The sequence below is a fragment of the Actinomadura sp. K4S16 genome (genome assembly GCF_008327685.1).
Lineage (GTDB): Bacteria > Actinomycetota > Actinomycetes > Streptosporangiales > Streptosporangiaceae > Spirillospora.
Window position 1 is genome coordinate 1,115,583 of sequence record NZ_BDDE01000010.1, and the last position, 24,104, is coordinate 1,139,686.

24 protein-coding genes are annotated in these 24,104 nt (G+C 72.9%); 14 read left to right on the plus strand and 10 right to left on the minus strand.

Annotated elements, in window-relative coordinates; genetic code table 11:
* Positions 1 to 3 precede the first annotated feature (3 nt).
* The 3 genes from K4S16_RS05940 to K4S16_RS05950 form a co-directional block, all read right to left on the minus strand.
* Positions 4 to 789: an ATP-binding cassette domain-containing protein gene (locus tag K4S16_RS05940; RefSeq protein ID WP_149257715.1), complete on the minus strand. Its 786-nt coding sequence runs from the start codon at positions 787 to 789 to the stop codon at positions 4 to 6.
* Positions 790 to 908: 119 nt separating this feature from the next.
* Positions 909 to 1,985, minus strand: a complete 1,077-nt coding sequence (locus K4S16_RS05945; RefSeq protein WP_149257716.1) for a sugar ABC transporter substrate-binding protein — start codon at positions 1,983 to 1,985, stop codon at positions 909 to 911.
* A gap of 507 nt (positions 1,986 to 2,492) precedes the next feature.
* The gene (locus tag K4S16_RS05950) at positions 2,493 to 2,786 is read right to left on the minus strand and encodes a hypothetical protein (protein WP_168221011.1); all 294 of its coding nucleotides are present in this window, start codon (positions 2,784 to 2,786) and stop codon (positions 2,493 to 2,495) included.
* Positions 2,787 to 2,961: 175 nt separating this feature from the next.
* Between K4S16_RS05950 and K4S16_RS05955 the strand changes: the two genes are divergently transcribed.
* Positions 2,962 to 3,588 carry a hypothetical protein gene (locus K4S16_RS05955; RefSeq protein ID WP_149257717.1) on the plus strand — a complete coding sequence of 209 codons (627 nt, stop codon included), beginning with the start codon at positions 2,962 to 2,964 and terminating at the stop codon, positions 3,586 to 3,588.
* A 58-nt stretch (positions 3,589 to 3,646) separates the two neighbouring features.
* Positions 3,647 to 6,169, plus strand: a complete 2,523-nt coding sequence (locus tag K4S16_RS05960; RefSeq protein ID WP_149257718.1) for a M14 family zinc carboxypeptidase — start codon at positions 3,647 to 3,649, stop codon at positions 6,167 to 6,169.
* Between the two features lie 63 nt (positions 6,170 to 6,232).
* Here the strand turns inward: K4S16_RS05960 and K4S16_RS05965 are convergent, their stop codons facing one another.
* Entirely contained in the window at positions 6,233 to 6,907 is a 675-nt protein-coding gene (locus K4S16_RS05965; RefSeq protein ID WP_149257719.1) for a peptidyl-tRNA hydrolase, read from the minus strand.
* A gap of 100 nt (positions 6,908 to 7,007) precedes the next feature.
* On the opposite strand from K4S16_RS05965, the gene K4S16_RS05970 reads away from it, so the two are divergent.
* On the plus strand, positions 7,008 to 8,078 hold the full coding sequence (locus K4S16_RS05970) for a hypothetical protein (RefSeq protein ID WP_149257720.1): 1,071 nt from the start codon (positions 7,008 to 7,010) through the stop codon (positions 8,076 to 8,078).
* A 170-nt stretch (positions 8,079 to 8,248) separates the two neighbouring features.
* The gene (locus tag K4S16_RS05975) at positions 8,249 to 9,955 is read left to right on the plus strand and encodes a LamG domain-containing protein (protein WP_149257721.1); all 1,707 of its coding nucleotides are present in this window, start codon (positions 8,249 to 8,251) and stop codon (positions 9,953 to 9,955) included.
* A 54-nt stretch (positions 9,956 to 10,009) separates the two neighbouring features.
* Here the strand turns inward: K4S16_RS05975 and K4S16_RS05980 are convergent, their stop codons facing one another.
* Positions 10,010 to 10,597 carry an HAD family phosphatase gene (locus K4S16_RS05980; protein WP_149257722.1) on the minus strand — a complete coding sequence of 196 codons (588 nt, stop codon included), beginning with the start codon at positions 10,595 to 10,597 and terminating at the stop codon, positions 10,010 to 10,012.
* A gap of 128 nt (positions 10,598 to 10,725) precedes the next feature.
* On the opposite strand from K4S16_RS05980, the gene K4S16_RS05985 reads away from it, so the two are divergent.
* Positions 10,726 to 11,394 carry a TetR/AcrR family transcriptional regulator gene (locus tag K4S16_RS05985; RefSeq protein ID WP_149257723.1) on the plus strand — a complete coding sequence of 223 codons (669 nt, stop codon included), beginning with the start codon at positions 10,726 to 10,728 and terminating at the stop codon, positions 11,392 to 11,394.
* On the opposite strand, the gene K4S16_RS05990 is transcribed toward K4S16_RS05985, so the two are convergent.
* Positions 11,381 to 13,522, minus strand: coding sequence for an MMPL family transporter (locus K4S16_RS05990; protein WP_149257724.1), 2,142 nt, complete (start codon positions 13,520 to 13,522; stop codon positions 11,381 to 11,383). The genes K4S16_RS05985 and K4S16_RS05990 overlap by 14 nt on opposite strands.
* Positions 13,523 to 13,796: 274 nt before the next feature.
* Here K4S16_RS05990 and K4S16_RS05995 point away from each other — a divergent pair, with 274 nt between their 5' ends.
* Positions 13,797 to 14,027 (plus strand): hypothetical protein, encoded by a 231-nt coding sequence (locus K4S16_RS05995; protein ID WP_149257725.1) that lies wholly within the window; start codon positions 13,797 to 13,799, stop codon positions 14,025 to 14,027.
* Positions 14,028 to 14,213: 186 nt separating this feature from the next.
* On the opposite strand, the gene K4S16_RS06000 is transcribed toward K4S16_RS05995, so the two are convergent.
* Both K4S16_RS06000 and K4S16_RS06005 read right to left on the minus strand, forming a co-directional pair.
* On the minus strand, positions 14,214 to 14,513 hold the full coding sequence (locus K4S16_RS06000) for a Dabb family protein (protein WP_149257726.1): 300 nt from the start codon (positions 14,511 to 14,513) through the stop codon (positions 14,214 to 14,216).
* A 30-nt stretch (positions 14,514 to 14,543) separates the two neighbouring features.
* Entirely contained in the window at positions 14,544 to 14,999 is a 456-nt protein-coding gene (locus K4S16_RS06005) for a flavodoxin family protein (RefSeq protein ID WP_149257727.1), read from the minus strand.
* Between the two features lie 166 nt (positions 15,000 to 15,165).
* On the opposite strand from K4S16_RS06005, the gene K4S16_RS06010 reads away from it, so the two are divergent.
* The 5 genes from K4S16_RS06010 (at position 15,166) to K4S16_RS06030 (ending at position 20,283) form a co-directional block, all read left to right on the plus strand.
* Positions 15,166 to 16,836: a bifunctional lysylphosphatidylglycerol flippase/synthetase MprF gene (locus K4S16_RS06010; RefSeq protein ID WP_149257728.1), complete on the plus strand. Its 1,671-nt coding sequence runs from the start codon at positions 15,166 to 15,168 to the stop codon at positions 16,834 to 16,836.
* Between the two features lie 69 nt (positions 16,837 to 16,905).
* Positions 16,906 to 18,078: a serine hydrolase domain-containing protein gene (locus tag K4S16_RS06015; RefSeq protein WP_149257729.1), complete on the plus strand. Its 1,173-nt coding sequence runs from the start codon at positions 16,906 to 16,908 to the stop codon at positions 18,076 to 18,078.
* 21 nt (positions 18,079 to 18,099) lie between these two features.
* Entirely contained in the window at positions 18,100 to 18,795 is a 696-nt protein-coding gene (locus K4S16_RS06020) for an endonuclease V (protein ID WP_149257730.1), read from the plus strand.
* Between the two features lie 86 nt (positions 18,796 to 18,881).
* Positions 18,882 to 19,451, plus strand: coding sequence for a TetR/AcrR family transcriptional regulator (locus K4S16_RS06025; RefSeq protein WP_200841695.1), 570 nt, complete (start codon positions 18,882 to 18,884; stop codon positions 19,449 to 19,451).
* Between the two features lie 70 nt (positions 19,452 to 19,521).
* On the plus strand, positions 19,522 to 20,283 hold the full coding sequence (locus K4S16_RS06030) for a glucose 1-dehydrogenase (protein WP_149257731.1): 762 nt from the start codon (positions 19,522 to 19,524) through the stop codon (positions 20,281 to 20,283).
* 54 nt (positions 20,284 to 20,337) lie between these two features.
* Here K4S16_RS06030 and K4S16_RS06035 read toward each other — a convergent pair whose 3' ends face one another.
* Positions 20,338 to 21,714 carry an amidase gene (locus tag K4S16_RS06035; protein WP_149257732.1) on the minus strand — a complete coding sequence of 459 codons (1,377 nt, stop codon included), beginning with the start codon at positions 21,712 to 21,714 and terminating at the stop codon, positions 20,338 to 20,340.
* Positions 21,715 to 21,786: 72 nt separating this feature from the next.
* Between K4S16_RS06035 and K4S16_RS06040 the strand changes: the two genes are divergently transcribed.
* From K4S16_RS06040 to K4S16_RS06050, 3 genes are all read left to right on the plus strand, one after another.
* The gene (locus tag K4S16_RS06040; protein ID WP_149257733.1) at positions 21,787 to 22,347 is read left to right on the plus strand and encodes a TetR/AcrR family transcriptional regulator; all 561 of its coding nucleotides are present in this window, start codon (positions 21,787 to 21,789) and stop codon (positions 22,345 to 22,347) included.
* 428 nt (positions 22,348 to 22,775) lie between these two features.
* Positions 22,776 to 23,270, plus strand: coding sequence for an SH3 domain-containing protein (locus K4S16_RS06045; protein WP_149257734.1), 495 nt, complete (start codon positions 22,776 to 22,778; stop codon positions 23,268 to 23,270).
* Between the two features lie 68 nt (positions 23,271 to 23,338).
* Positions 23,339 to 23,842: a DinB family protein gene (locus tag K4S16_RS06050; RefSeq protein WP_149257735.1), complete on the plus strand. Its 504-nt coding sequence runs from the start codon at positions 23,339 to 23,341 to the stop codon at positions 23,840 to 23,842.
* On the opposite strand, the gene K4S16_RS06055 is transcribed toward K4S16_RS06050, so the two are convergent.
* Entirely contained in the window at positions 23,839 to 24,027 is a 189-nt protein-coding gene (locus K4S16_RS06055) for a hypothetical protein (protein ID WP_149257736.1), read from the minus strand. The two genes, K4S16_RS06050 and K4S16_RS06055, sit on opposite strands and share 4 nt — an antisense overlap.
* Positions 24,028 to 24,104: the final 77 nt, after the last annotated feature.

A 24,104-nucleotide genomic window follows, 5' to 3' on the forward strand; every position in this document is an offset into this window, starting at 1 on the left:
CTTTCAGATGCTCTCGGCGGCGGTCTGCGGCGCGAGGCCGAGATCACCGGTGCGGCCGGCGGTGATGAGCTCCACGACCTGGCCGTGGGTCACCTCGGAGCGGGCGACGTCCGCGGCGACCCGGCCGAGGTAGAGGGCGGTGATGCGGTCGGCCACCTCGAACACGTCGTTCATGTTGTGCGAGATGAGCACGACGGCGTGCCCGGTGTCGGCCAGGCGCCGGACGAGGTCGAGGACCTGCCGGGTCTGCGCGACGCCGAGCGCGGCGGTGGGCTCGTCCAGGATCACGACCTTGGACTCCCACAGCGCCGCCTTGGCGATGGCGACGGTCTGCCGCTGCCCGCCGGACAGGCTCGCCACCTGCTGCCGGACGGACTTGACGGTGCGGACCGACAGGCGGGCGAGGGTCTCCCGGGCCGCCTCCTCCATGGACGGCTCGTCCAGCACGATGCCCTTGCGCCGCTCGCGGCCGAGGAACATGTTCTGCACGATGTCGAGGTTGTCGGCGAGCGCCAGGTCCTGGTAGACGACCTCGATCCCGAGTTCGGACGCGGTCCGCGGCCCGTCGATCGTGACGGGCCGGCCCTCGAACTCGATCCGTCCCGAGTCGACGGGGTGGATCCCGGCGATGCACTTGATCAGGGTCGACTTGCCGGCGCCGTTGTCGCCGACGAGGGCCATCACCTCGCCCAGCCGCACGGTGAAGTCCACGTCGTGCAGCACATGGACGGCGCCGAAGCTCTTGTTGAGCCCGGTCAGGCGGAGGACGGGATCTCCGTTTTCAGCCACGTGTTTCCTTCCACGGGTTCGGGCGTCATGCCCGTGGCGGGCCCCTGGCGTCCCGGGTTTCCGGGGACCCGGGGCGCCCTCAGCGGTGCGGGGCCCGCCACGAGGTCAGCGCGGGGCTCCTACTGGATGCCCGCGGTCTTGCACTTGGCCGCGAAGGAGCCCTTGCACAGGTCCTCCTTCTTGACGAAGCCGTCGTCGGTGACCTGCTTGACGTTGTCCTTGTAGACGCCGATCGGGGTCAGCAGCACCGAGGGGACGTCGCGCTTGCCCTCCGGGTCGTTGGTGGTCCCGTTGGTCTCGCCCTTCTCACCCTTGATGAGGGACACGGCGAGCTTGGCGGCCGCGTCGGCCTCCTGCTTGACCGGCTTGTAGACCGTCATGCACTGGGTCTCGTCCAGGATGTTCTGCAGACCCTGCAGGGTGGCGTCCTGACCGGTGACGGCGACCTTGCCGGCCTGCTTGTTCTTCTTGAGGATCGAGATGACCGCGTTGCCGATGCCGTCGTTGGCGGCGAGCACACCGTCGATCTTGCCGTGCTGCTCGGTCCACATCTGCTCGAAGATCGTGGCGGCCTTCTCGGCCTTCCAGTCCGGGACGGGCTGCTCGGCGACCTTCTTGTAGGTGCTCGCCTGGTCGAGCACGTTGTGCGCGCCCTTGGCGAACAGCGTCGCGTTGTTGTCGGTCGGGGCGCCGTTGAGGTAGGCGATGTTGGCGCTCTTGTCGCCGAGGCACTTCTGCAGGCCCTTGCCGAGCTCCTCGCCGACCTTCACGTTGTCGAAGGAGACGTAGTAGTCGGCGACGCCGCCGAGGGTGAGCCGGTCGTAGTCGATGGTCTTGACGCCCTGCGCCTGCGCCTTGCGCTGGACGGCGGCCGCCGAGTTGGAGTCGATGCCGTCCACGACGAGGACCGTGACGCCGCTGGTGAGCATCTGGTCGGCGATCGTCTGGAAGCGCTGGGTCGAGCCTTCGGCGTTCTGGATGTCGTAGGCGACGCCGGCGGCCTTGAAGGCCTGCTCCAGGTACGGCCGGTCGAAGCTCTCGTACCGGACGGAGGAGGTGGTGTCGGGCAGGATCACGCCGACCTTGCCCTTCGAACCGGAACCGCTCTTGCTGTCGGAGTCGCCGTCCCCGCACGCGGTGAGGCTGAGCGCCGCCGCCGTCGTGACGGCCAGCAGGCTGAGGATCCCCTTGCGCATTGCCCGGGTCCTTTCTGGGGGTGGCCGCCGTGCCGCGGCCGGGGGGTGTAGCCGGTGCCGGTGAGCGAGATCACATGCTACCGACGGGAATGTTGTGTCCCGCAACTTATGTCGCGCTTGTCCGTCGCGCCAGACCTGAGACCGTGTTGATTTGTTGTCGGCGGTAACAATCACGTAACACGAGATCAACACGGGTGGAACACAAGGGGGCCGGAGGTGGGGGCGGGAAGGCGCCCGACGCCGCGCGGGCGCGCTCGCATGGGCCCAGGTCGGCGAAATGTTCCGCGGGTCAACATTCACCGCGGCCCGCGGTCACGGCATGGCTCACTCCGGCGGCACCGCACGCGCAGGGGCGGCGCCACCGCGATCCGAAGCGGCTCCGGGATCAGGCGGCTCCGGGATCAGGCGGCTCCAGGCTCGGGTTGTTCCGGGCTCGGGCTGTCCCGCGATCGGGTGGTCTCGGGCAGGGTCGGGCTCGGGCCCTGCCCGGGCCGCGCGGAGCCGGGCTCAGGCGGACAGGACGCGGGCGACGCGGTCGGCCGCGGCGGAGGCGTCGGCGGCGGGCGCGATGCGCTCGGCCCACGACCACCAGTACCACCAGCCGTCCGCGCCCTGCTCCGCCAGGATGTTCTCGGTCAGGGCGGCCGCTTCCGGATTCATCACGTGCAGGCTGGGCGACTGGCCGCGGGGCAGGGTGAGACGCACCCGGAGACCGCGCTTGACCAGCTCCTCGCCGAGTTCTTCCAGATATTCGATCCGCGTCTTCGAGGGCGCGGCTGTTCCCGTGTCGTCAGGCGTCATCCTTGTTTCCTCACGGACTCCGTGCGGCCCGACGTGCGATTCAGCCTCCCTCTTCACCCGCCCGCGCGCAAGCACCCCGGCCTGTCGGCGGGGAGGCGGACGGGGCGGGGCCGCGAGGGCGCACCGCGTTTCGGAGGTCGCCCGGACCCTATCCGGGATATCTTGCGCTTGGCAGATGAACCGGCAGATGGGGGCGACAATGACGGTGGGCGCGGGTGCCCAGCCAGGATCCGGGCCGTCCGCCGCACCGGCCGGCGGCGCGGCGCGGGGCGGGCGGACGTGGCACCGGTTCCACTACGCGGTCGGCGTGTTCGTCGTCGCCTACGGCGTGGCGAGCCTCGCGACCGCGGTGGCGCTGTGGGGCGACCGGCTGGACGAGGTGGAGGGCTACTTCGGGTCCGGGCCCGCCACGGGGATCCTCGTCTTCGTCAAGGCGGTCGAGGCGCTGCTCGTGCTCACCGCGGCGGCGGGGGTGGTGCTCCGCCGCGACCTGCTCCTGGTCCCGCCCGTCGCGGGGTGGATGGCCGGGTTCGCGATGTTCGCCGTCCTGGACGTCTTCACCGGCCGGTGGGGCGGTCTCGTCGAGCACCTGGCCTACCTGGCGGGGTTCGTCGTCCTGCTCTTCCTGTCCTACGGGCTTAGCGCGAAGGCCCAGCTCGCGGGCGCGCCGCAGGAGCCCGCGCCGGAGGGCTCCCCGCGCGGTCCGGGCGGGCTGACCCGGACGCAGGAGTTCGCGCTCCAGGCCATCAACCGGGCCGCGGCCCTCACCGGCCCGCGCCCGCGCCCGGAGAAGCGCGGCTGATCTTTCTTGGCAGAAGTTGCCCTTGGTGGCGGCCCCGGCCGGTGTCACGTTGTGGCTCATGAGAGCCCGAAAACTGGCACTGCCTGTGGTGATGGCGGTGTCCCTGGCGGCCCCGGCGTCGCTCGCCGCGCCCGCGGCCGCGCTGCCCGCCGCACCCGCGGCCGACTGCGACCCGACCCGGACCGCACCGGTCTACCGGGGCAAGGTCCCCTCCCCCGAACAGGTCCTCGGCTTCGACCTCGGTGAGCGGCCGGTCAGCGCCGCCGAGTCCGACACCTACCTGGAGACGGTCGCCGCCAAGAGCGAGCGCGTCGTGTCCGGGACGCTGGCCACCACCGCGCAGGGCCGTCCGCTGAAGTACGCGATCGCCGGACGGCCCGAACTGGTCTCCAAGGCGGGGCTGGCCAAAGTGCGGACGGAGGCCGGGCTCCTGCGCGACCCCCGCACCCCCGCCGCGCTCGCCAAGCGGATCACCGATCGCGGCGTCCCGATCCTGTGGGTCAGCGGCAACGTCCACGGCGACGAGCCGAGCGGCACGGACGCGGCGCTGCGGGTGCTGCGCGATCTCGGCGACCGCGCCGACTGCGCCGCGACCGGGATCCTCGCCAACGCGCTCGTGGTCGTCCTGCCGACGCAGAACCCGGACGGGCGCACGCTGGAGACGCGGCAGAACGCCTACGGCTTCGACATGAACCGGGACTGGTTCGCGCGCACGCAGCCGGAGACCGACGGCAAGCTCGCGATGCTGAACCAGTACCCGCCCGCGCTGTACATCGACGCGCACGAGATGGGCGGCGACTCCTACTTCTTCCCGCCGAACGCCGACCCGATCTACCACGAGACCCCCGAGCAGGCGGTCGGCTGGATCAACGACCTGTACGGCCCGGCGATGGCCGCCGAGTTCACGCGGCAGGGCATCGACTTCTTCAACCGCGACGTCTACGACCTCTTCTACCAGGGGTACGGCGACTCGGTGCCGACCAGCGCGTTCCACGCCGCCGGGATGACGTACGAGAAGGGCGACGAGAGCCCGTACCCGGACCGGGTGAAGGAGCAGTACCTCACCCAGTGGGTGTCGCTGTCGGCGGCGGCGCGCGGCCGGCACCGGATCCTCACCGAGTGGCGGCAGATGACGGTCGACGCCTACGAGCAGGGCAAGGCCGGGAAGCTCGAGCCCAACCAGGTCTACAACCCGCCGAACACGGTCGACCGGCAGGTGCCCGACCGGAAGGTGCGGAGCTACTTCCTGCGCGACGACGACCCGGCCAAGCGCGCGGAGACCGCCCTCATCGTGCGGCGGCTGCAGCGCATGGGCGTGCGCGTCGAGAGGCTGGCCAGGCCGCTGGCCGTGCCGGACTACAAGGCGTACGGGCGCCCTGAGGCCGCGACGACGCTGCCGGCGGGCACGTACTGGATCTCGATGGCGCAGGGCCAGAAGCACTGGATCCAGGCCATGCTGAACGAGGACTCCTACACGCCGTTCCCGTACTTCTACGACGTGACGGCGTGGAGCCTGCCACTGCTGGGCAACGTTTCCGGCGGGTCGTCCGGCGCCGTCCTGCACCCGCGGACCGTCCCGCTGCGGACGCTCCCGGCGCCGCGTCCGGGGCACGAGGGAAAGGCGCCCAAGCTGGGCGTCCTCCAGCTGTCGGCCACGTCGTCGTCGGCGCGGCAGTCGGCCGGCTGGCTGAGGCACCGCCTCGACCGCGACTGGAAACTGCCGTTCACGCTGCTCACTCCGGCGGACGTCGCGGCGGGCAAGCTCAAGGACGTCGAGGTCCTGGTCACGCCGAACGGCCCGGCCTCGTCCGCCTACACGGCCCTCGGCGACGCGGGGCGCGCCGCGCTCCAGCAGTGGACGCGGGACGGCGGCCGCTACATCGGCTGGCAGGGCGGCACGCAGCTCGCGGCGCGTCTCGGCCTGACGACCGCGACGCTCGCGGAGCCGACGTCCGACGTCCCCGGCACGCTGTTCCGCGTGAAGGTTGACAGGGCGAGCCCGCTGGCGAAGGGCGTCGGCGCGACGGCGTGGAACTTCACCTCCTACGACCCGGTCATGAGGGCGTCCAGCGGCGTCGTCGTGGCGTACCCGCAGGCGGACTCGCCCGACTGGTTCGTGTCCGGGTTCGAGCGGGGCGGGTCCGAACTGGGCGGCACGGCGGCGGTCGTTGACCAGCCCGTCGGGACGGGCCGGTCCGTGCTGTTCGCGGCCGAGCCCAACTTCCGCGCGTTCAGCGACGGGACGGCCAAGCTGCTCTACAACGCGATCCTCGGCCCCGACCCCGCGAAGGCCGCGGCGCCGCAGGCCACCGCGACCGCGAGGGCGGCCCAGGAGGCGGCGCAGCTTCCGTCGTACGAGTCGCCGATCCGCGTGTCGGTCAAGGCCGCGGACGCTGCCAAGACCGCGTCGCTGCTGCGGTCCGTCGGAGCGGCATGGACGCGCAGCGGCGCCGGCGGCGTCGTCCACTACGTGATCGACAACCCGCGGGGCCTGCCGCTGGACCACCACCCGTTCGCCGGGCGCCTGCCGTCCCTGATCCGCAAGGCCGGGATCACACCGGTCGCGGTCACGCTTCCCTGACCGTTCCGCGCGGCGTGCCGGCCCGTCCGGCGCGCCGCGCCCTACCCTGCCCTGCGCCGCGCCCTATTTCCGGACCAGCCACGCGATCGCGGTCATCGTGCCGGGCGGGACCTCGGTGAAGCCGCCGTCCCGGACCGCGACCGCCGCCTTCTTCACGCACTCGCTCCACGGCACGTCCCGCGCCAGGTGGACGGGGGCGCCCGCCTCGACCCACGCCGCCATGTGCCTGCGGCGGCCCTGGCGGAGCAGCAGCTGGGCGGCGTGCCCGCACTGGGCGGCGGCCTTCCCCGTCGTCATCGTCACGTCAGGGTTGAGCGCGATCGCCGCGTACGGGGGCTCGGGCGGGGGCGCCGGCTCCTGCGCCTCGGCCAGTTCGAGGCCCGCGACCTGGAGCTTCGCCAGCTGGGGCGGGACGTCCGACACCGGTCCCGGCGGGAACGCCCGCACCTGCGCGCCCGCGTGCCGGACCGTGACGCCGGGCAGCGCCTCCGCCTCCGGCCACCGGACCCCGCGGGCCCGCCGCGTCACCTTCCTGATCCGGCGCGACTCCCACTCCCGGACGGCCTCCCGCCACTCCCCCTCGGGCTCGGCGGCGCGCGGGTCGGTCAGCAGCCGGACGACCGCGGTCGCCGCGGCCTCGCAGACCGCGCCGTGACTGGGCGGATCGGCCTTCTCGGCACGTACCACCAGTTGCATCGCCCACGGCGGATCGTCCAGGGGATCATAGTCGGGTCGCACGCGTGGAGTATTCCAAACCCCGTCCCGCTTCCCGGGAGCGGTAGTGGGTACTGCAACTCTTACCGTCCCCCGGACGTCGTTCAGGTACGGGAGGTCGCCGGTGACCAGTGGCGCATGGAGTGATTCCATACCGGGAGTCGGGACGTTCTTCGTCGGCATCGACGTCGCCCCCGGCCGCTACCGCTGCGAGGACGGCAAGGGCGGCTGGTGGGTGCGCTTCACCGGCCCCGGCGGAGGCGATCCCGTCGGCTCGTGGCCGCTGCCCGCCGGCCCCACCGAGATCGAGATCGCGCAGAGCGACTTCGCGTTCGAGACCCACGTCTCCACGTCCTGGCGGCGGATCGCGCCGCCGCGCGCCCCGGAGGACGGCGCCCCGGCCGAGCCGCGCCCCGTCGCCGACCCGGCGCTGCGCGCCGAGCTGGACACGATCGTCGCGCGCCGCAAGCCGCTGGTGTGGCTGGCGCCGCTGTCGGTGCTCGCCCTCGGCCTGGTCGGCTCCCCGCTGCTCGGCTCGCTGTGGCTGATCGGCCTCGGCATGCTGGCGGTGCTGGTCGCGCTCGGCACCCCGTCGGTCTCGCTGGACCTGCGGCGGGCCCGGGAGCTGGAGCGCCGCCGCGACCGCTACCTCGTCCCCGAGGACTTCGACGACGAGGGCCGCGTGCTGCTGGCGCGCGTCCAGGCGGCCGTCGACGCCGTCCGCGACTCCCAGGTCAACCGCGAGGGCCTGCTCGACGCGGTGGACAACGCCGTCACGCTGCCGCGCCAGGAATGGGAGATCGCGCAGGTCCTGGCGAAGCAGTCGAGGCTGCGCGCGGACCACGCCGAGATGGCCGAGACCGAGACGCTCCCGGAGGTGGAGGCGGCACTGCGGCCGCTGCGCGACAAGCTCGACACCTCGGTCGAGGCGGTGACGCGCCGCATCGAGGCCCTGGAGCGCTATGCGGAGCGCGCCAAGTCGGCCGACGAGGTCCTGCGCGCCCAGCGCCACCTGGAGGCGATCGCGGAGAAGGCGCACCAGTACGACGAACTGCTCGCCGACACCGTCCGCGACGACCTGGCCCTCCCCGCCATCGAGCGCCTGACCGAGCAGGGCGACGAACTCCTCCGAACCCTCCGCGAACGCCTCGCCCAGGCCGCCGAGGCAGGCGGAGAACTCCCGCCCCCCTCCTGAACCGCGGCCCCCGAGCCCCGTTCGCAAAGGCCCGATGGGTCGCTTGTCGAGATCGTGATCTTCCTGCGCCCACAGGCACCCGGAAGGGTGTCAAGATCACAACACAACTGAAACGGGCATGGACGGCGTTCCCTCCCCGCTGCGCCGCATGCCGCGACCAGGAGGTGTGGATGCGTCCACGTCGAACCATTCCGGTGCTGCTCGCCGCCCTGGCGGTGACGGTCCCGGCGTCCATCGCGGGGAGTGCGGGGACGGCGCTGGCCCAGGCGTCGATTCCGGCCCCCACCGTCACATCGGCCGACTACCCCGACGACGACGCCTGGCACGACGGTGTCGGGATCTACGGCGAGTTCACGATCGACGACCCCAGCGACCAGGCGGCACGGTACTCGGTGTCCATCACCGGACAGCCGGGCCTGGATCTCGCCACCCGTGACGGCGCCCCCGTGACCGTGGCGATCGCCCCCCACCGCAGCGGGCCCGTCTACCTGACGGTCCAGTCCTTCGGCCCGGCGGGCGAGAACAGCCCGACGACGGACTACCTGTTCCTGGTGAAGGCGGGCAGCGCCCCGAAGGCCCACTGGAAACTCGACGAGCCCGCCGGGGCCCGCCAGTTCACGGCGGAGGCGCGGGAGGGCGACGACCCGGCCGTCGCGCAGGCGGCCGGAACGGTCTCCGCCGGCGCCGAGGGGCAGCTCGGGACGGCGGCGCACCTGGACGGCGGCCACGCCGACGCCGCGGCGCTCGTGGACACCGCCAAGAGCTTCACGGTGTCCGCCTGGGCCAGACCCGCGACGGATGGCGACTCCGTCGTCGTGGCGGCGACCGGTGAGGAGAAGAACGCGTTCTCACTCCAGTCGCGGGGCGGGCACTGGGCGTTCGTGAAGTCCGACGCGGACGCCCGCGGCGCGGCGATCAGGCAGGCCGTCGCGGAACAGCCCGTCTATCCCGGCACCTGGGCCCATCTGACCGGCTCCTACGACGCGACGCAGAAGAGGCTGCGGCTCTACGTGAACGGGGCCCTCGCGTCCGACGTCGCGTCCGGTGACCCGGCGTGGAGCGCGCAGGGCCCGCTGCGGCTCGGCGCCGGCGTCCGGCCCCGGGCGCACCCCTTCCTCGGTGATCTCGACGAGGTCCGGGTGTACGACCGGATCATCGTCCCGGCCGAGGCGGCGGCGCTCCCGAAACTCCCCAAGAAGGTGCACGGGCGCTGGAAGTTCAACGTCGACGGCGACGACGACTCCGCGCTCGGCAACGACATGGCGCTCCGGGGCGGGGCGGCGATCGACCCGAACGCCGGGTTCTACGGGTGGGCGTCTCCGGCCGGACTGAGGCTGGACGGCACGGCGGCGTACGCGGAGACCTCAGGGCCCGTCATCCGCACCGACCGGAGCTTCACCGTCTCCACCTGGGTGAACACGGAGCAGATGCCGACGAGGGCTTCGACCCTCCTCTCCCTCCCGGGGCGGAACATCAACCGCTTCGCACTCCGCTTCGTGCCGGGAGACGAGCCCGGTGCGCACACGTGGCAGTCGGCCATGGCCGACTCCGACGCCGCGGACGCGAAGGTCACCGTCGCCACGCACACGGTCTCCTCCCGGTGGTGGGATCACCTCGCCGTCGTCTATGACGCTCCCACCAGGACGATGACCTTGTACGTGAACGGTGAGCCCCAGGAGAACGGGTCGATCAAGGGCGGGGTCGGGGCGTTCGACGCTGGGGGCCCCCTCCAGGTCGGGCGTTCGGCGCTCGGCGACCCCGAGTACTGGCCGGGCGCCGTCGACGACGTCTGGGCGTTCCAGGGAGCGCTGGCGCAGCAGGACATCGCCACCCTCGCGGGCGGCGCCGAACTGGAGACCCCCGACCAGTTCGACTGAGGCCGCGCGAGCGGTGGCGGCTCTCCGGGGTCGCCACCGCTCGCCCGCGGACGGTCAGGCGGTGAGGGTGCGGACCTGGGTCAGGGACGTGAAGAGTTCGGCGCGCATGCCGGTCTCGCGGGCGGCGAGGACGTTGCGTTCGTTGTCGTCGAAGAAGAGGACGTCGGCGGGCTTGACGCCGAGGGTCTCGGCGCAGATCTCGTAGGCGCGGGGGTCGGGCTTGGCGACGCCGATGCGGCAGGAGTAGACGCGCGCGTCGAAGCGGGCGAGCCAGGCGCCGTGCCGGGCCTCGAAGCGGGGCACCAGGTCGCCGATGATGTTGGACAGCAGCCCGAGCGTGCGGCCCCGGTCGGCCAGCTCGCCGACCAGGGCGACCATCTCCTCGTCGACCTCGGTCCAGCTGTCGAGGTCGGCCTCGACCAGCGCGGGGACGTCGGGGAACGCGGTGCCGAGCAGGCCCGCGACGTCCGCCCAGTAGGACGCGCTCTCCTGGCCGGCGTCGTAGGCGGGGCGGCAGGCCCAGTAGGCGTCCCAGAACGCGGGGCCGGGGTCCCCGGCGGTCTCCTCGATGCGCCGCACCGCCTCGGGCGTCTGGGTGCGGGCGATCACTCCGTACAGGTCGAACACGATCACATCGGGCATGCCCCCGAGCCTAATCCGCCGCCGCCGCCGATCCCGGAACCGGCAGGTAGCAAGCGCTTGTTGCAACCCGTACGCTGGTCCGGCCGCCGAATCGAGCAAGCGGTTGGGCGACACGGCATAATGAGAGGGTGACGACCACGAGCGCCAAGTCCGGACGATCGAGAACCCGCGGCACCGGCGAGGACGCCCCCCGCCGCCGCGGCCGCGGAGCCCCCGCGCTGGCGTCCGAACGGCGCGCCCACCTGGTCAGGCTCGCTGCCGAACTGTTCGCCGAGAAGGGGTTCCAGGCCACCACCGTCCGCAACATCGCCGACGAGGCCGGCATCCTGTCCGGCAGCCTCTACCACCACTTCGACTCCAAGGAGTCGATCGTCGACGAGATCCTGTCCGGGTTCTTCACCGAGGTCATGGCCGCCTACCAGGCGGTGATCGACGAGAGCCTGAACCCGCGGGACACGATCGCCGGGCTCGTCCGCGTCGCGTTCGGCACCCTGGAGCCGCACCGGGCCGCGATCACGGTCATGCAGAACGACTGGAACTACCTGCGGGGCATGGACCGGTTCGCCTACCTGACCAAGTCCGAGGCCGAGATCGAGAAGATGTGGGTCACCACGCTCCAGGCGGGCCAGGCGGAAGGGCTGTTCCGTCCCGACCTCGACCCGAAGCTGACCTACCGGATGATCCGCGACACGGTCTGGGTGGCCGTCCGCTGGTTCCGGCCCGGCGGCCGCCTGAACGCCCAGGGGCTCGCCGAGCACTACCTCAAGGTGATGTTCGACGGCATCAACCTGCACTAGCCCGCACGCTCGGCCGCTCCGCCGCGACCGCCCGCGCGGGACGCGACGGCAGGATCCGCCGCAGCGGCCCGGGAAGCCACCAGTTCGCCTCGCCGAACAGCTCCATCAGGGCCGGGACGAGCACCAGCCGCACGACGGTCGCGTCGATCAGGATCGCGACGCCGAGGCCGAGCCCCATCTGCTTGACGGCGACGTCCGCGCCGAGGAGCACCGACAAGAAGACCATCACCATGATGGCCGCCGCCGCGGTGATCACGCGGGCGGTGCGGGACAGGCCGAGCGCGACGGCCTCGCGGGTGGCCACCCCCTCCTCGTAGATCTCGCGGACGCGGGACACCAGGAACACCTCGTAGTCCATGGACAGCCCGAACAGGATCGGGAACATCATCAGCGGCACCCACGTGGTGACGGGCATGTCCGTCGGGAACCCGAGCGCGCGCCCCGCCCAGCCCCACTGGACGACGGCCGTCAGCACCCCGTACGCGGCCGCGATCGACAGCAGGTTCATGAGGGCGGCCTGCACCGCCACCGTGACCGACCGGACGAGCCCGACGAGCAGCAGCAGCGACAGGCCCACGACCACGGCGATCAGCAGCGGCAGCCGGGTGGAGACGCTCTCGGCGAAGTCGATCGAGGCGGCGTTCGGTCCGCCGACGTAGGCGCGGGCGCTCGTCCCGGCGACGGCGCCGGGGATGACGTCGTCGCGCAGCGTGTGGACGAGGTCGGACGTCCGCTCGTCGTGCGGGCCGGTCTTCGGGAACGCCATGACGATCGTGGCCTTCCCGTCCCGGCTGGGACGAGGCGGCTGGACGGCCGCGACGCCCGGCGTCCTCCCGACCGCGTCGGCGATCCGTCCCGCCTCAGCGAGCCCGCCGCCCTCGGTGACGACGATCAGCGGCGCGGCGGTCCCGGGCCCGAACCCCTCCGCCATGATCCGGCTCGCCTGGTAGCCGGAGTGGTCGTGCGGCTGGGTGCTGGAGTCCGGCAGGCTCAGCCGCATCGACAGCGCGGGCACGGCGAGGACCAGCAGGACGGCGGCCGCGCACAGGCCGGCGAGCACCGGGTGCGCCTGGACGACCCGCGCCCAGCGCTCGGCCAGCGGGCGGCGGGCCCGGCCGAGACCCGGGACGCGGAACCGGTCGATGGCGTGCCCGGCGAAGCCGAGCAGCGCGGGCAGCAGCGTCACGGAGGCGAGCATCGTCATCAGCACGGCGACGCCGGCCGCGACCGCGACGCCGTTGAGCAGCTTCTGCTGCATGACGAACAGGCCCATCAGCGCGATCACCACGGTGGTGCCGGCGAACAGCACGGCCCGCCCGGCGGTGGTGACGGCGGTGACCGCCGCCTCCTCGGGGTCCGCGCCGGCGTGCATCTCCTCCCGGTGGCGGGTGACGATGAACAGCGCGTAGTCGATGCCGACGCCGAGCCCGATGAGCGCCGCGACGATGGGGCTGAACGCGGGCGCGGGCAGCAGGTGCCCGAGCAGCATGATCAGCGCGAGGCCGGTGCCGATGCCGAACAGCGCGGTCACGATCGGCAGGCCCATGGCGAGCACCGACCCGAACGCGATCAGCAGGATCACGACGGCGGCGAGCACGCCGATGCCCTCGGACGGGCCGCCGCCCGGCGTCTCGGCGGCGTCGACCGCCGATCCGCCGAGTTGGATCCGGACGGGTCCGGAGTCGGTGCGCACGTCGTCCAGGAGCGCGATCACGTCGTCCCGGGGCATGTCGTCGGACGAGATGTCGAGGCCGCCCGTCGCGAACGCCGTCCTCCCGTCCCGGGAGATCTGCCCGGGCGCCTCGTAGGGCGACGACACCGACGCGACGTGCGGCGTCCTGCCGAGCCTGTCGATCGCCTGCTCGACCCGCGCCTTCACCTCCGGGTCCCGGAGGCCGCCCTCGGCGCGCACCGCCAGCGTGATGGAGTCGCCGCTGCGCTGCGGGAAGTGCTGCTCCAGCAGGTCCGACGCCTTCGCCGCGTCGGAGCCGCCGCCCGAGAAGTCGTTCAGGGGCTCGGCGGCGAAGCCGAATCCCAGCGCCATGACGGCGATCGTCCCGACGATCCAGCCCGCCACCGTCAGTCGCCGTCTCCGGTAGCAGAACCGGGCAAGTCTTGCGAGTCTCATGGGTACCGCCTCCGCGGACGCGCCTTCCGCGGTCGCGCCGCACCTGGGGATGTGCTGTCGCGCCCAGCGTCCTCTCCAGGTCGGGCCCCGGGCATCCGGCGGACGGCCTCACCCGTGGGCGCCCGCTACATCTGGCGGCGTACATCCGGCGCGGTATCCCATGGTTCGGCGCCCAGAAGGCCCATAGTGTGCTTAGTCACGATTTGCCGAGTAGGGGTGACGCTTTGGTCCGTGGGGACGCTGGTATGGGAGAGGTCTACGGGGGGAGGGCGGCATGACGGCTGACCAAGGGGCCGCCGGTCGCGACGAGCCCACGCCCGCGGCCCTGCGCGCGGCCACCGCGCGCACCCTTCAGGAGCAGTTCCCCGGCGTGCGGGTCTGGTACGGCGAGGCGACCGGGTCCTGGTGGGCGATGGTGCCGCTGCGCGAGGGCCCGCGGCTGCTGGAGGCGCCGTCCGCGCAGCAGCTCCGCGAAGAGATCATGAGTCTGCGCAGGTGGGGGTGACCTCGGCTCGCCGCCCGCCGGGAACGGGGCGCGATCCGTTCCCAGCGGGCGTCTCTGAGGAAACTAACCCGAAAAGTCTTTCAGCACAAGCGCTTGCTCGGTTGCAGTATCGGGCGGCCCGCCGGCGCCGCCGCCGCGCGCTCCGGCGGGCCGCCCCCTGAGCTGGAGCGTTGCATTCCGTACCGCTTACAACTCGTACTGGATGGACGCGCGCTCCGCCGTGATCGGCGTGATGTAGTCGTTGACCGTCGCCCGGTGCAGGGGGTTGTCGCGGTAGGCGAGGTAGGCGTCCCGGTCCGCGAAGTCCGCGACCACCGCGAAGTCGTATGCCCCGGGGTTGAGCCCCGCGTCCGCGCCCACGCTGTACTCCCGGATCTCCGGGATCGCGCCGGGCAGCCCGCGCAGCTTCGCCGCCACCTCGTCCTGCTGGCCGGTCGTCGTGCCTTCGATCCATCTGAACAGCGCTATGTGCCGGAAACCACTCATGGTCGGCACGCTACAGGCGCCCCACCCGTCTCAGACGTCACCGAGCTCCGCAGCCGTGACCGCGCCGAGTTCCCAGCACGCCTCCAGGTCGGCCTTGCTCGGCTCGCCCGTCACCACCACGTGCGGCTGGACGGCCTTCCACTTCAGCCCCGTGGTGATGGAGTCCAGGGCCCGCACGGCGCCGGTGGCGTCGTTGTTGCCGTGCAGGAAGGCCCCGAACGGGCGGCGGACCGTCTCCTCCAGGCACGGGTAGTAGATCTGGTCGAAGAAGTGCTTCAACGCCCCGGACAGGTAGCCGAGGTTGACCGGGGAGCCCAGGAGGTAGCCGTCCGCCTCCAGGACGTCCACGGCGGAGGCGGTCAGGGCCGCGCGCGACACGACCTCCACGCCCTCGATCTCGTCGGTCGACGCGCCGGCGCGCACCGCCTCGAACATCGCCTGGACGGACGGCGACGGCGTGTGGTGGACGAGCAGGAGCCTCTTCATCACTCCGAGGCTAGCGGTGTCCTACCGCCCCCGGCCGGGTATGGCCGAGTTGAAGCGCCCGGCCTGGGGATTCGGCCGTACGCTGATTTCAGGCCCCATAGGAACGACCGAACCCGGGAATGAGTTCCGGAAGATCTTGGTTGGGGGCTCAGCGGAGGTGTGCTTCGTGCTGACGGACGAGTCTTCCCGCAAGGGCGGGCCGGGGGCGCCGCCCCATGCGCGGCCCGTCTGGCCGCTCGCGCTGACCGCGGCCCTGGTCGCCGCGCTGATCGCGGTGCCCGCGTTCTCCGGATCCCCGCACGTCCTCGGACGGCTGTCGCAGCTCGTCACCGGGAGCCCGCTCAGGCCGGAGCACGCCGTCGTGCTGGCCCTCGCGCTCGCGCTGGTCGCCCGCGGCGTGCTGCTGCGGCGCCGCGCCGCCTGGTACGGCCTCGCCACGCTGGTGGTCCTCGGGCTGCTCGCCGTCGTGTCCGGCGACGACCCGCTGTGGCGGCTGCCCCTGCTCGCCGCCGTCCTCGGCGGGCTGTGGCTGGAGCGCGACCGCTTCCCGGTGCGCCCGCATCCCGAGCGCGTCCGCGCGGCCGTGAAGACCGGCGCGCTGCTACTCGCCGCCGCGACCGCGGTGTCGCTGCTCTTCGGCGGGGTGTCGGTGCGGTCGGTCGGCGACGTCGCGAGCGGCCTCGGCGCCACCGGCGCGCCCATGGACGGGGCGTCCTGGCTGCCGGGCGTGCTCGGCCTCGCCGGCGCGGCGGGGCTGCTCGTGCTGGTCATCACCCTCCTGGCGCCCGACCCGGCGCCCCCGCCCGGCGACGAGGCCGAGCGCGTCCGCGTCGCGGGCCTCGTCCTGCATCCCGGCTCCGACACCCTCTCCCCGTTCGCGCTGCGGCGCGACAAGGCGTACGTGTTCAGCGCGGACGGCCGCGCCGCGATCGGCTACCGGGTCCTGTTCGGCATGGCGGTCGCGGGCGGCGACCCGGTCGGCGACCCCGCCTCGCACGCCGACGCCGTGCGGGCCTTCCTCGCGATGTGCCGGACGACGGGCTGGCGTCCGGCCGTCCTCGGCGCGAGCGACGCCCTGCTGCCCGCCTGGGGGCCGTGCCGCTCGATCGGCTTCGGCGACGAGGTCGTCATCCGTCCCGGCGAGTTCACGCTGTCGGGGCGGAAGATGCGCAACGTCCGGCAGGCCGTCAAGCGCACCGAGAACTTCGGCGTCTCGTCGGAGATCCTCCCGGAGCGGGAGCTCACGCCCGCCCTCCGCGAGAAGCTGCTGGACGTCGCGTCCCGGTCCCTCGGCGGTGCGGCCGAGCGCGGCTTCTCCATGAACCTGGACGAGCTGCTCACCGGGTACCACCCGGGCGCGGTCGTCGCCGTCGCCTACGACGAGGACAAGGAGCCCATCGCGTTCCAGCGCTACGTCACCGCGGGCGAGGGCATCAGCCTGGACGCGATGCGCCGCACCCCCGGCGGCCCGAACGGCGTGAACGAGCGCCTCATCGTCGAGATGATCGAGTACGCGGCCCGGCGCGGGCACGGGCTCGTCTCGCTGAACTTCGCCGCCTTCCGCGAGCTGCTGGACGCCGACGAGCGCGGGCCGCTGGAGAAGGCCGGCTACCGGGCCCTGCACCTGCTCGACCCGTGGATCGCGGTCGAGTCGCTGTACCTGTTCGACAAGAAGTTCAGGCCGTCCTACACGCCGCGCAACGTGGTCTTCCGGTCCTGGTTCGACATCGCGTGGCTGGCGGCGGCGCTGCTCACGCTGGAGTTCGGCCGGACGCGTCCCGCCCAGCGGGCCGCCGGCCCCGTCACCGAACCCGTCCACCACCTGGGCCGGTACTGAGGCGATCCCGGTTCGGCGGGGCGTCCTAGAACGTGATTCTATGGAGGCCCCCGCCTGAGAGGATCGCGCATGAGCAGCACGGTGCAGGGCCACTGCGATCCGGCGTTCGCCGGCGTCCGCGAGGTGTTCGAAGCGAACTTCGCCGAGGGCCGCGAGCTCGGCGCAGCCGTGGCCGTCTACGCGGGCGACCGCAAGGTCGTCGACCTGTGGGGCGGTGTCGCCGACCGCCGCACCGGCCGCGCGTGGCAGCCCGACACGCCCTGCTTCGGGTTCTCCTGCACCAAGGCGGTGACGGCCGCGGCCGCGCTGCTGCTCGCCGAGCGCGGCGCCTACGAGGTGGACGGCCCGGTGACGGACTGGTGGCCGGAGTTCGGCGCCGCGGGCAAGGACGGCGCGACGGCCGCGCACCTGCTGTCGCACCAGGCGGGCCTGCCCGCGTTCGCGCGCCCCGTCCCGGCCGAGGAGGCCGCGGACGCCCCCGCCCGCGCGGCCGAGCTGGCCGCGCAGGAGCCCGAGTGGGCGCCGGGCGAGGCCCACGGCTACCACGCGCTCACCTACGGCTGGCTGGCCGGTGAGATCGTCCGCCGCCACTCCGGTGGCCGGACGGTCGGCGCGTTCGTGAAGGACGCGTTCGCCCGCGACCTCGACCTGTGGGTGGGGGCCCCGGACTCGGTGATCGAGCGGGCCGCGAGGCTGTCGTCGGGCCGGCGCTCGGGCGGCGGGGCCGACGCGCCCAAGACCACCGAGCCCGACGTCCTGACCCGGCTCGCCGAGGCCTACCTCGATCCGGGGAGCCTGATGAACCGGTCGCTGAACAACCCGGACCCGGGCAAGGGCGGCTACAACAACCCGGTCGTGCTGCGCGCCGGATGGCCGGCCGCCGGGATGACGGCGACCGCGCCCGCGCTCGCCGGCTTCTACCGCGACCTCGTCGCGGGCCGGATCCTGCGTCCCGACACGCTGCGCGAGGCCGTCCGCCCGCGCGTCGGCGGCCCCGACCGCACGCTGCTGGTGCGGAGCTCCTTCGGCCTCGGCTTCATGCGCCCGTCGCAGACCTTCTTCACTCCGCGGGCGGGCCGGGAGTCGGCGTTCGGCCACACCGGCGCGGGCGGCTCGATCGGCCTCGGCGACCCCGAGGCCGGGCTGGCGCTCGCCTACCTGCCGAACCTGATGGGCGACCAGGCGTCCGGCGACCTGCGCGCGTACCGGCTGACGCAGGCGGCGTACGCCTCGCTGGCGTGACGGGACGGTAGCGTCCGGGCCATGGACGTACGCGAGCTGCATCCCTGGCCGGCAACACCCGCGGAGGCCGAGGCGATCCAGGACCGGCTGCGCCCGATGCTCGAACTGGACGTCCCGGGGCCGGCCGCGCCGCGCACGGTCGCGGGCCTGGACGTGTCCTACGCGGGCGACGGCGGCGGCTCCGGCGACCGGCTGGCCGCCGCCGCGGTCGTCCTGGACGCGGCGACGCTGGAGGTCGTGGAGGAGTCGGTCGCCGTGGGGACTGCCGCGTTCCCCTACGTCCCGGGCCTGTTCGCCTTCCGGGAGCTGCCCACGCTGCTGGAGGCCCTCCGCGCCCTGGAGACCACGCCCGACCTGCTCGTCTGCGACGGATTCGGGATCGCGCACCCGCGCCGCTTCGGGCTGGCCTGCCACCTCGGCGTGCTGACCGGCCTGCCGTCCATCGGCGTCGGCAAGACCGCGTTCGTCGGCGCGTACGAGCAGCCGGGGCCGCGGCGCGGCGACGCGAGCCCGCTGGTGGACGGCGGCGAGACGGTCGGCCGGGTGCTGCGGACCCGGGACGGGGTGAAGCCGGTGTTCGTGTCCGTCGGGCACCGGGCCGGCCTCGACGCCGCGTGCCGCGCCGTCCTCGCCCTGACCCCCGAGTACCGGCTGCCGGAGACGACGCGCAGGGCCGACCGGCTGTCGCGGGACGCACTCGCCGCGCGCTCCGGGTAGCGCATCCGGCCCGTCAGATGGCACGCTCGTCCAAAGAAGCAGGCCGGGGGCCGCGTCAGGCCACCCGCGACCGCTGGACGGTGCCCATGGAGACCCGGCCGATGCGGGCCGACGCCCGCCGCAACTACGAACGACTCGTCACGACGGCCCGCACCGCCTTCACCGAGCACGGCACGGGCGCGTCCCTCGACGACATCGCCAAGCGGGCGGGCGTCGGCTCGGGAACGCTCTACCGCCACTTCCCCACCCGGGACGCGCTGCTGCACGCCGTCCTGCGCGAGCGGATCGACGGGCTGCTCGGGCACGCCGAGGCGCTGCTCGCCGAACCCGACCCCGAGGCCGCGCTCGGCCGCTGGCTGCGCACCTACCTGGCGGGCGCGGCGACCCCGCGCGGCACCTGCACCCTGATCATCGAGGCGATGGGCGCGGAGTGGGCGGACACCGGGCTCGGCGCCGCGGCCACCGCGATCCGCGCCGCGCTCGGCCGGCTGCTGGAGCGGGCCCAGCTGGCCGGGGCGGTCCGCGCCGAGATCGACCCGGGCGACCTGCTGCGGCTCGCGAACGCGATCGGCGTGGCGTCCGAGCGCACCCCCGACCCGGGCGGATACGCCGACCGGATGCTCGCGCTGCTGTTCGGGGGGCTGCGCGCGGGATAGGGGCCGCCTTGTTCGGTTGACCAAGCGTTCGCTAGGTTGGCCGGGAGGCAACGGGCGACGAGGAGCGTTGATGGGGCAGCTTGACGGCAAGGTGGCGCTGATCACCGGTGGCGCGCGCGGCATGGGCAAGGCGCACGTCCGCCGGTTCCTGGACGAGGGCGCCAAGGTGGTGTTCGGCGACGTCCTGGAGGAGGAGGGCGCCAAGCTGGCCGCCGACCTCGGGGACGACGTCCGCTTCGTCCGGATGGACGTGTCCCGGGAGGAGGACTGGCAGCGTGCCGTCCAGACCGCGACCGAGACGTTCGGGGCGCTGAACGTCCTGGTCAACAACGCCGGGATCCTCCGGCACAAGACCATCGAGAACATGGCGGTCGAGGAGTTCCGCCAGATCCTGGACGTGAACCTCGTCGGCCAGTGGCTCGGCGTGAAGACGGTGACCGCCCCGATGCGCGCGGCGGGCGGCGGCTCGATCGTCAACGTCTCCTCGACCGAGGGCTTCATCGGCGCGGCCGGCCTCGCCGCCTACAGCGCGAGCAAGTTCGGCGTCCGCGGGCTGACCAAGTCCGCCGCCCGCGAGCTCGGCCGGTACGGCATCCGCGTGAACTCCATCCACCCCGGCGGCGTGCTGACGCCCCTCACCATGCAGGACGACATCGTCTCGGCCACGGCCGACAGCGCCGACGCGTTCATGAAGGCGCTGCCCCTCGGGCGCATGGGCAAGGCGCAGGAGATCACCGGGCTGGTCGTCTTCCTCGCCTCGGACGACTCGACCTACTGCACCGGCAGCGAGGTCCTGGTCGACGGCGGCATGCTCACGGGCGCCGGCTACTGAGCGCGGCAGGCCGCCGGTGCCTGCTCGCACGCACCGGCGGCCCGTTCGCGGGGCCTAGGGGCGCCGCTCGGCCCATCCTTCGACCGACTCCAGCTGCGCCGCGAGCGAGATGAGCGTCGCCTCGTCGGAGTCGTGCCCGAGCAGCTGGGCGCCGATCGGCAGCCCGTTCTTCGTGAACCCCGCCGGCACGTTCACCCCGGGCCATCCCAGGACGTTCCACGTCCACGCGTACGGGCACGCGGCCGCGACACCCGACTGCGTCTTCTGGTAGCCGGCCCCGTCGAAGGCCCCGACGCGCAACGGCGGCTGCGCGGTCGTGGGCGTCATCACCACGTCCGCGACCTGGAAGATGCGCCCGACCCGCCTCCTCAGGTACGGGTCCATCCGCTTCGCCAGGGGCAGCAGCCGCCGGCCGAGGACCCGCCCGATCCGCGCCTCGGCCTCCGTCCGGGGATCGGGCCGCGGGTCGGGCAGGGACTCCAGCCAGTCGGCGACACCGGCCGTCCCGCGCGGGACGAGCCCGAGCGCCACCGGCCCGTAGTCGGGGTCGGCGGGGAACACCTTGTGCCCGAGGGCGGTCAGCCTCCGCGCGAGCCGCTCCACCGCCGACCGGATCTGCGGGTCGAGCCTCCCGCTGACCCCGAGGGCCGTCCGGTAGGACACGGCGATCCGCAGCCTGCCCGGCTCCCGCTTCGCCGCCTCGGCGAACGAGGTGATGGGCGGGTCGAGCTGGTAGACGTCCTCGGGGTGGCTGCCGGTCAGCACGTCGAGCAGCAGGGCGGCGTCCCCCACGGTCCGCGCCAGCGGCCCCCACACGGTGATCCCGTTGAACGGATCCGTCTGCGGATAGGCGGACACCCGCCCGCGCTGGGGCTTGATGCCGACCAGGCCCGTCCACGCCGCCGGGATGCGGACCGAACCGGCCCCGTCGGAACCGACCGCCGCCGCGACCATGCCCGCCGCCACGGCCGCCGCCGACCCGCCCGACGACCCGCCGGGCGAGTAGTCGGGGTTCCACGGGTTCCGCGCGATCCCGTACTCGCGCGACTCGCTGAACGGCCACAGCCCGAGCTCGCACGTCGTCGTCTTCCCCACGATGACGGCCCCGGCCGCCCGCAGCTTGCGCACGACCTCCCCGTCCCGCGTCACCGGCCGGTGGTCCGCCGCGACCGCGAAGGGCGTGGTCTCCCCCGCCAGGTCCGTGTCGTCCTTGATGGCGACGGGCACCCCGAGCAGCGGCAGCCGCTCCCCGTCCGCCAGCCGCTTGTCGGCCTCCAGCGCCTCCTGCGCGGCCGCCTCGGCCCGCACCACCCGGAACGCGCCGAGCGACTCCTGCCGGCCGATGGCCTCCAGGCTCTCCTCCACCAGGTCGCTCGAGGAGACCTCCCCCTTCGCCAGCGCCTCCGCCTGCCCGGCCAGTCCCGCTTCCACAGCAGCCTCCCGCTATCGTTCGTTCGAACGAACGATACTGAAGCCACCGGTACTAGGGAAGACTGTGCTTCGATGAGCGCCCGCGACCAGATCCTCCACGCCACCCTCCGCCTGATCGGCGAGCAGGGCATCGGCGCCGTGACCAACAGGGCCGTCGCCCGCGCGGCCGGCGTCTCCCTCGGCTCCCTGACCTACCACTTCCCCAGCCAGGAGGACCTGCTCCGCGAGGCGCTGCACACCTTCGTCGAGCAGGAGATCGCCCGCATCACCGCCTACGTCCAGGCCCTCGCCGAGTCGGGCATCGCGCCCGTCGAGGCCGCCGACGAGGTCGAGAAGGCCGTCCTCGGCGTCACCCACGACCCCGAGCAGCTCGCGAACCTCGAACTCCACCTGCACGCCGCCCGCAACCCGGCCCTCCGCGAGACCTCCACGCGCTCCGTCGAGGCCTACGACCGCCTGGCCGCCGCCATCCTGACCGCCCTCGGCATCCCGGACGCCGAACGCCACGCCCCCGCGGTCGTCGCGATGCTCTACGGCCTCGCCGTCCGCCGCCTCGCCACCGGCGACACCACCGCCACGGGCACCGCCGACGCCTTCCGCCTGCTCCTGCTCGGCGCCCTCCCCCGCCCCTGAAAAGACTTCTGGCCCGCACGGCCCCAGAGCGGGGTTACGGGGCCGTGCGGGCCAGAAACCTGTCTCAATCAGGAACCTCAGTCGGAACCTCAGCCGACGTCTCGCTCTGCGCTCTCCGCCTGTGCACCTCCGCCGTGTCTCCGATCTGACACCCGCAACGCTAAGCCGCCCCACCCCCCACCAGAACCCCTTTAAGCCTCACTTAGGGAACCCCTGAGCCACCCTTATTCACGCCCCGTCTGAGGGTGGTCGGGGAGGGTGGGCTGGAGTCGTTCACCTGCGCGGACGGGTGGGAACTCGGCTGTGGGGGGCGGGTGGGGGTGCCCGGGTCGGGGGAGTAAGAAGTGGCTTCGCGACTCTCTGCACATCTGGCATGACTCTGGGTAACATGCTGGTGTAAGTCCGCCGCCTCAAGGGGGAGGTTTCAGATGCACGTAAGGATGAAGCTCGGCGTCGCCGCGGCCGCTACGGCGCTCACCGGCGGTGCGCTCGGGCTCGGCGCGGCCGCCTCGGCCGCGCCGCCGCCGGTTCCGGGCCAGAACGGGTCACACGCGGCCCATCCCAGCCCTTCGCAGCCGCAGGAGGAGGGCCACGGTCCGGGCGCCATCGAGGTCGGGCCGCAGGGCGCGGCCGAGGCGATGAACCGGCTCCTCGCCCGCGACGGGGGGCGCGCCCACTGGTGCTACGGGGAGGTCCTGCCGGAGAACGGGCTCAACGTCCGCACCGGGCCGAGCCTCGACTACCCGGTGGTCGGCGTCCTGGCGAGGGACTCCAAGGTCAAGACCGACTGGGACACCATCGAGCGCAGGGACGGCTACCTGTGGGTCATGATGACTCCCCACCGCTGGATCGCCGACTACAAACTCGGCCCGGACAACGGGGACACCGTCGGTAAGTGGTACGTCAAGTACTTCAACTGCTGACCGCAAGCTCACCGGGCCGGCGTCCCCAGGACTCCGGCCCGGTTCGGTCGCGCTGATAGCGTCCCCGCATGGAAGAAGTGCCGTACACCGGTGATGAGAAGGAAAGTCTGAAGGCCGCCCTCGACCGGCATCGGGACGTGGTCCTGTGGAAGCTGGACGGCCTGGACGAGGAGCAGGCGCGGCGCCCCATGACCCCGTCCGGCACGAGCCTGCTCGGCCTGACCAAGCACCTCGCCGCGGTCGAGTACGACTGGTTCTCCAGGACGTTCGGGCGGGAGACCGAGCCGCTTCCGTTCAGCGACGACGACCCGGAGGCCGACCTCAGGATCGAGCCCGGCGAGACCATCGAGGGCATCGCCGCGTTCTACGGGCGGGCGCGGGCCGCGTCCGACAAGGTCATCGAGGAGCTGGGCCTCGAGGACCGGGGCACCGCCTGGCACGGCGCCGAGGTCTCCCTGCGGTGGGTGCTGATCCACATGGTCGAGGAGACGGCGCGGCACGCCGGCCACATGGACATCCTCCGCGAACTGCTCGACGGCGCGACCGGTGACCACGTCCGCGAGGAGGGCTAGCCCCCGGGCGCGTGGGTGAGGTCGTGCGGGTCCGCGAGGCCCACCACCCGGATCGTGTACGAGCTGGGTGCGGTGGGCACGTTCCCGCTGGCGACGATTCCCGCGACGGCGATGAGGACGGCGACGACGAGGCCGACGACGCCGATGAGGCCGGCGGCGACGTACTGGGGGCGGGGGCGTCTCATGCCGGTCACGGTAGGTGCGCTCCGCGGCGTCCCCACCCTGGTTAAGGCGGATTTAAGGCGACTCTATGCCTGCCCTA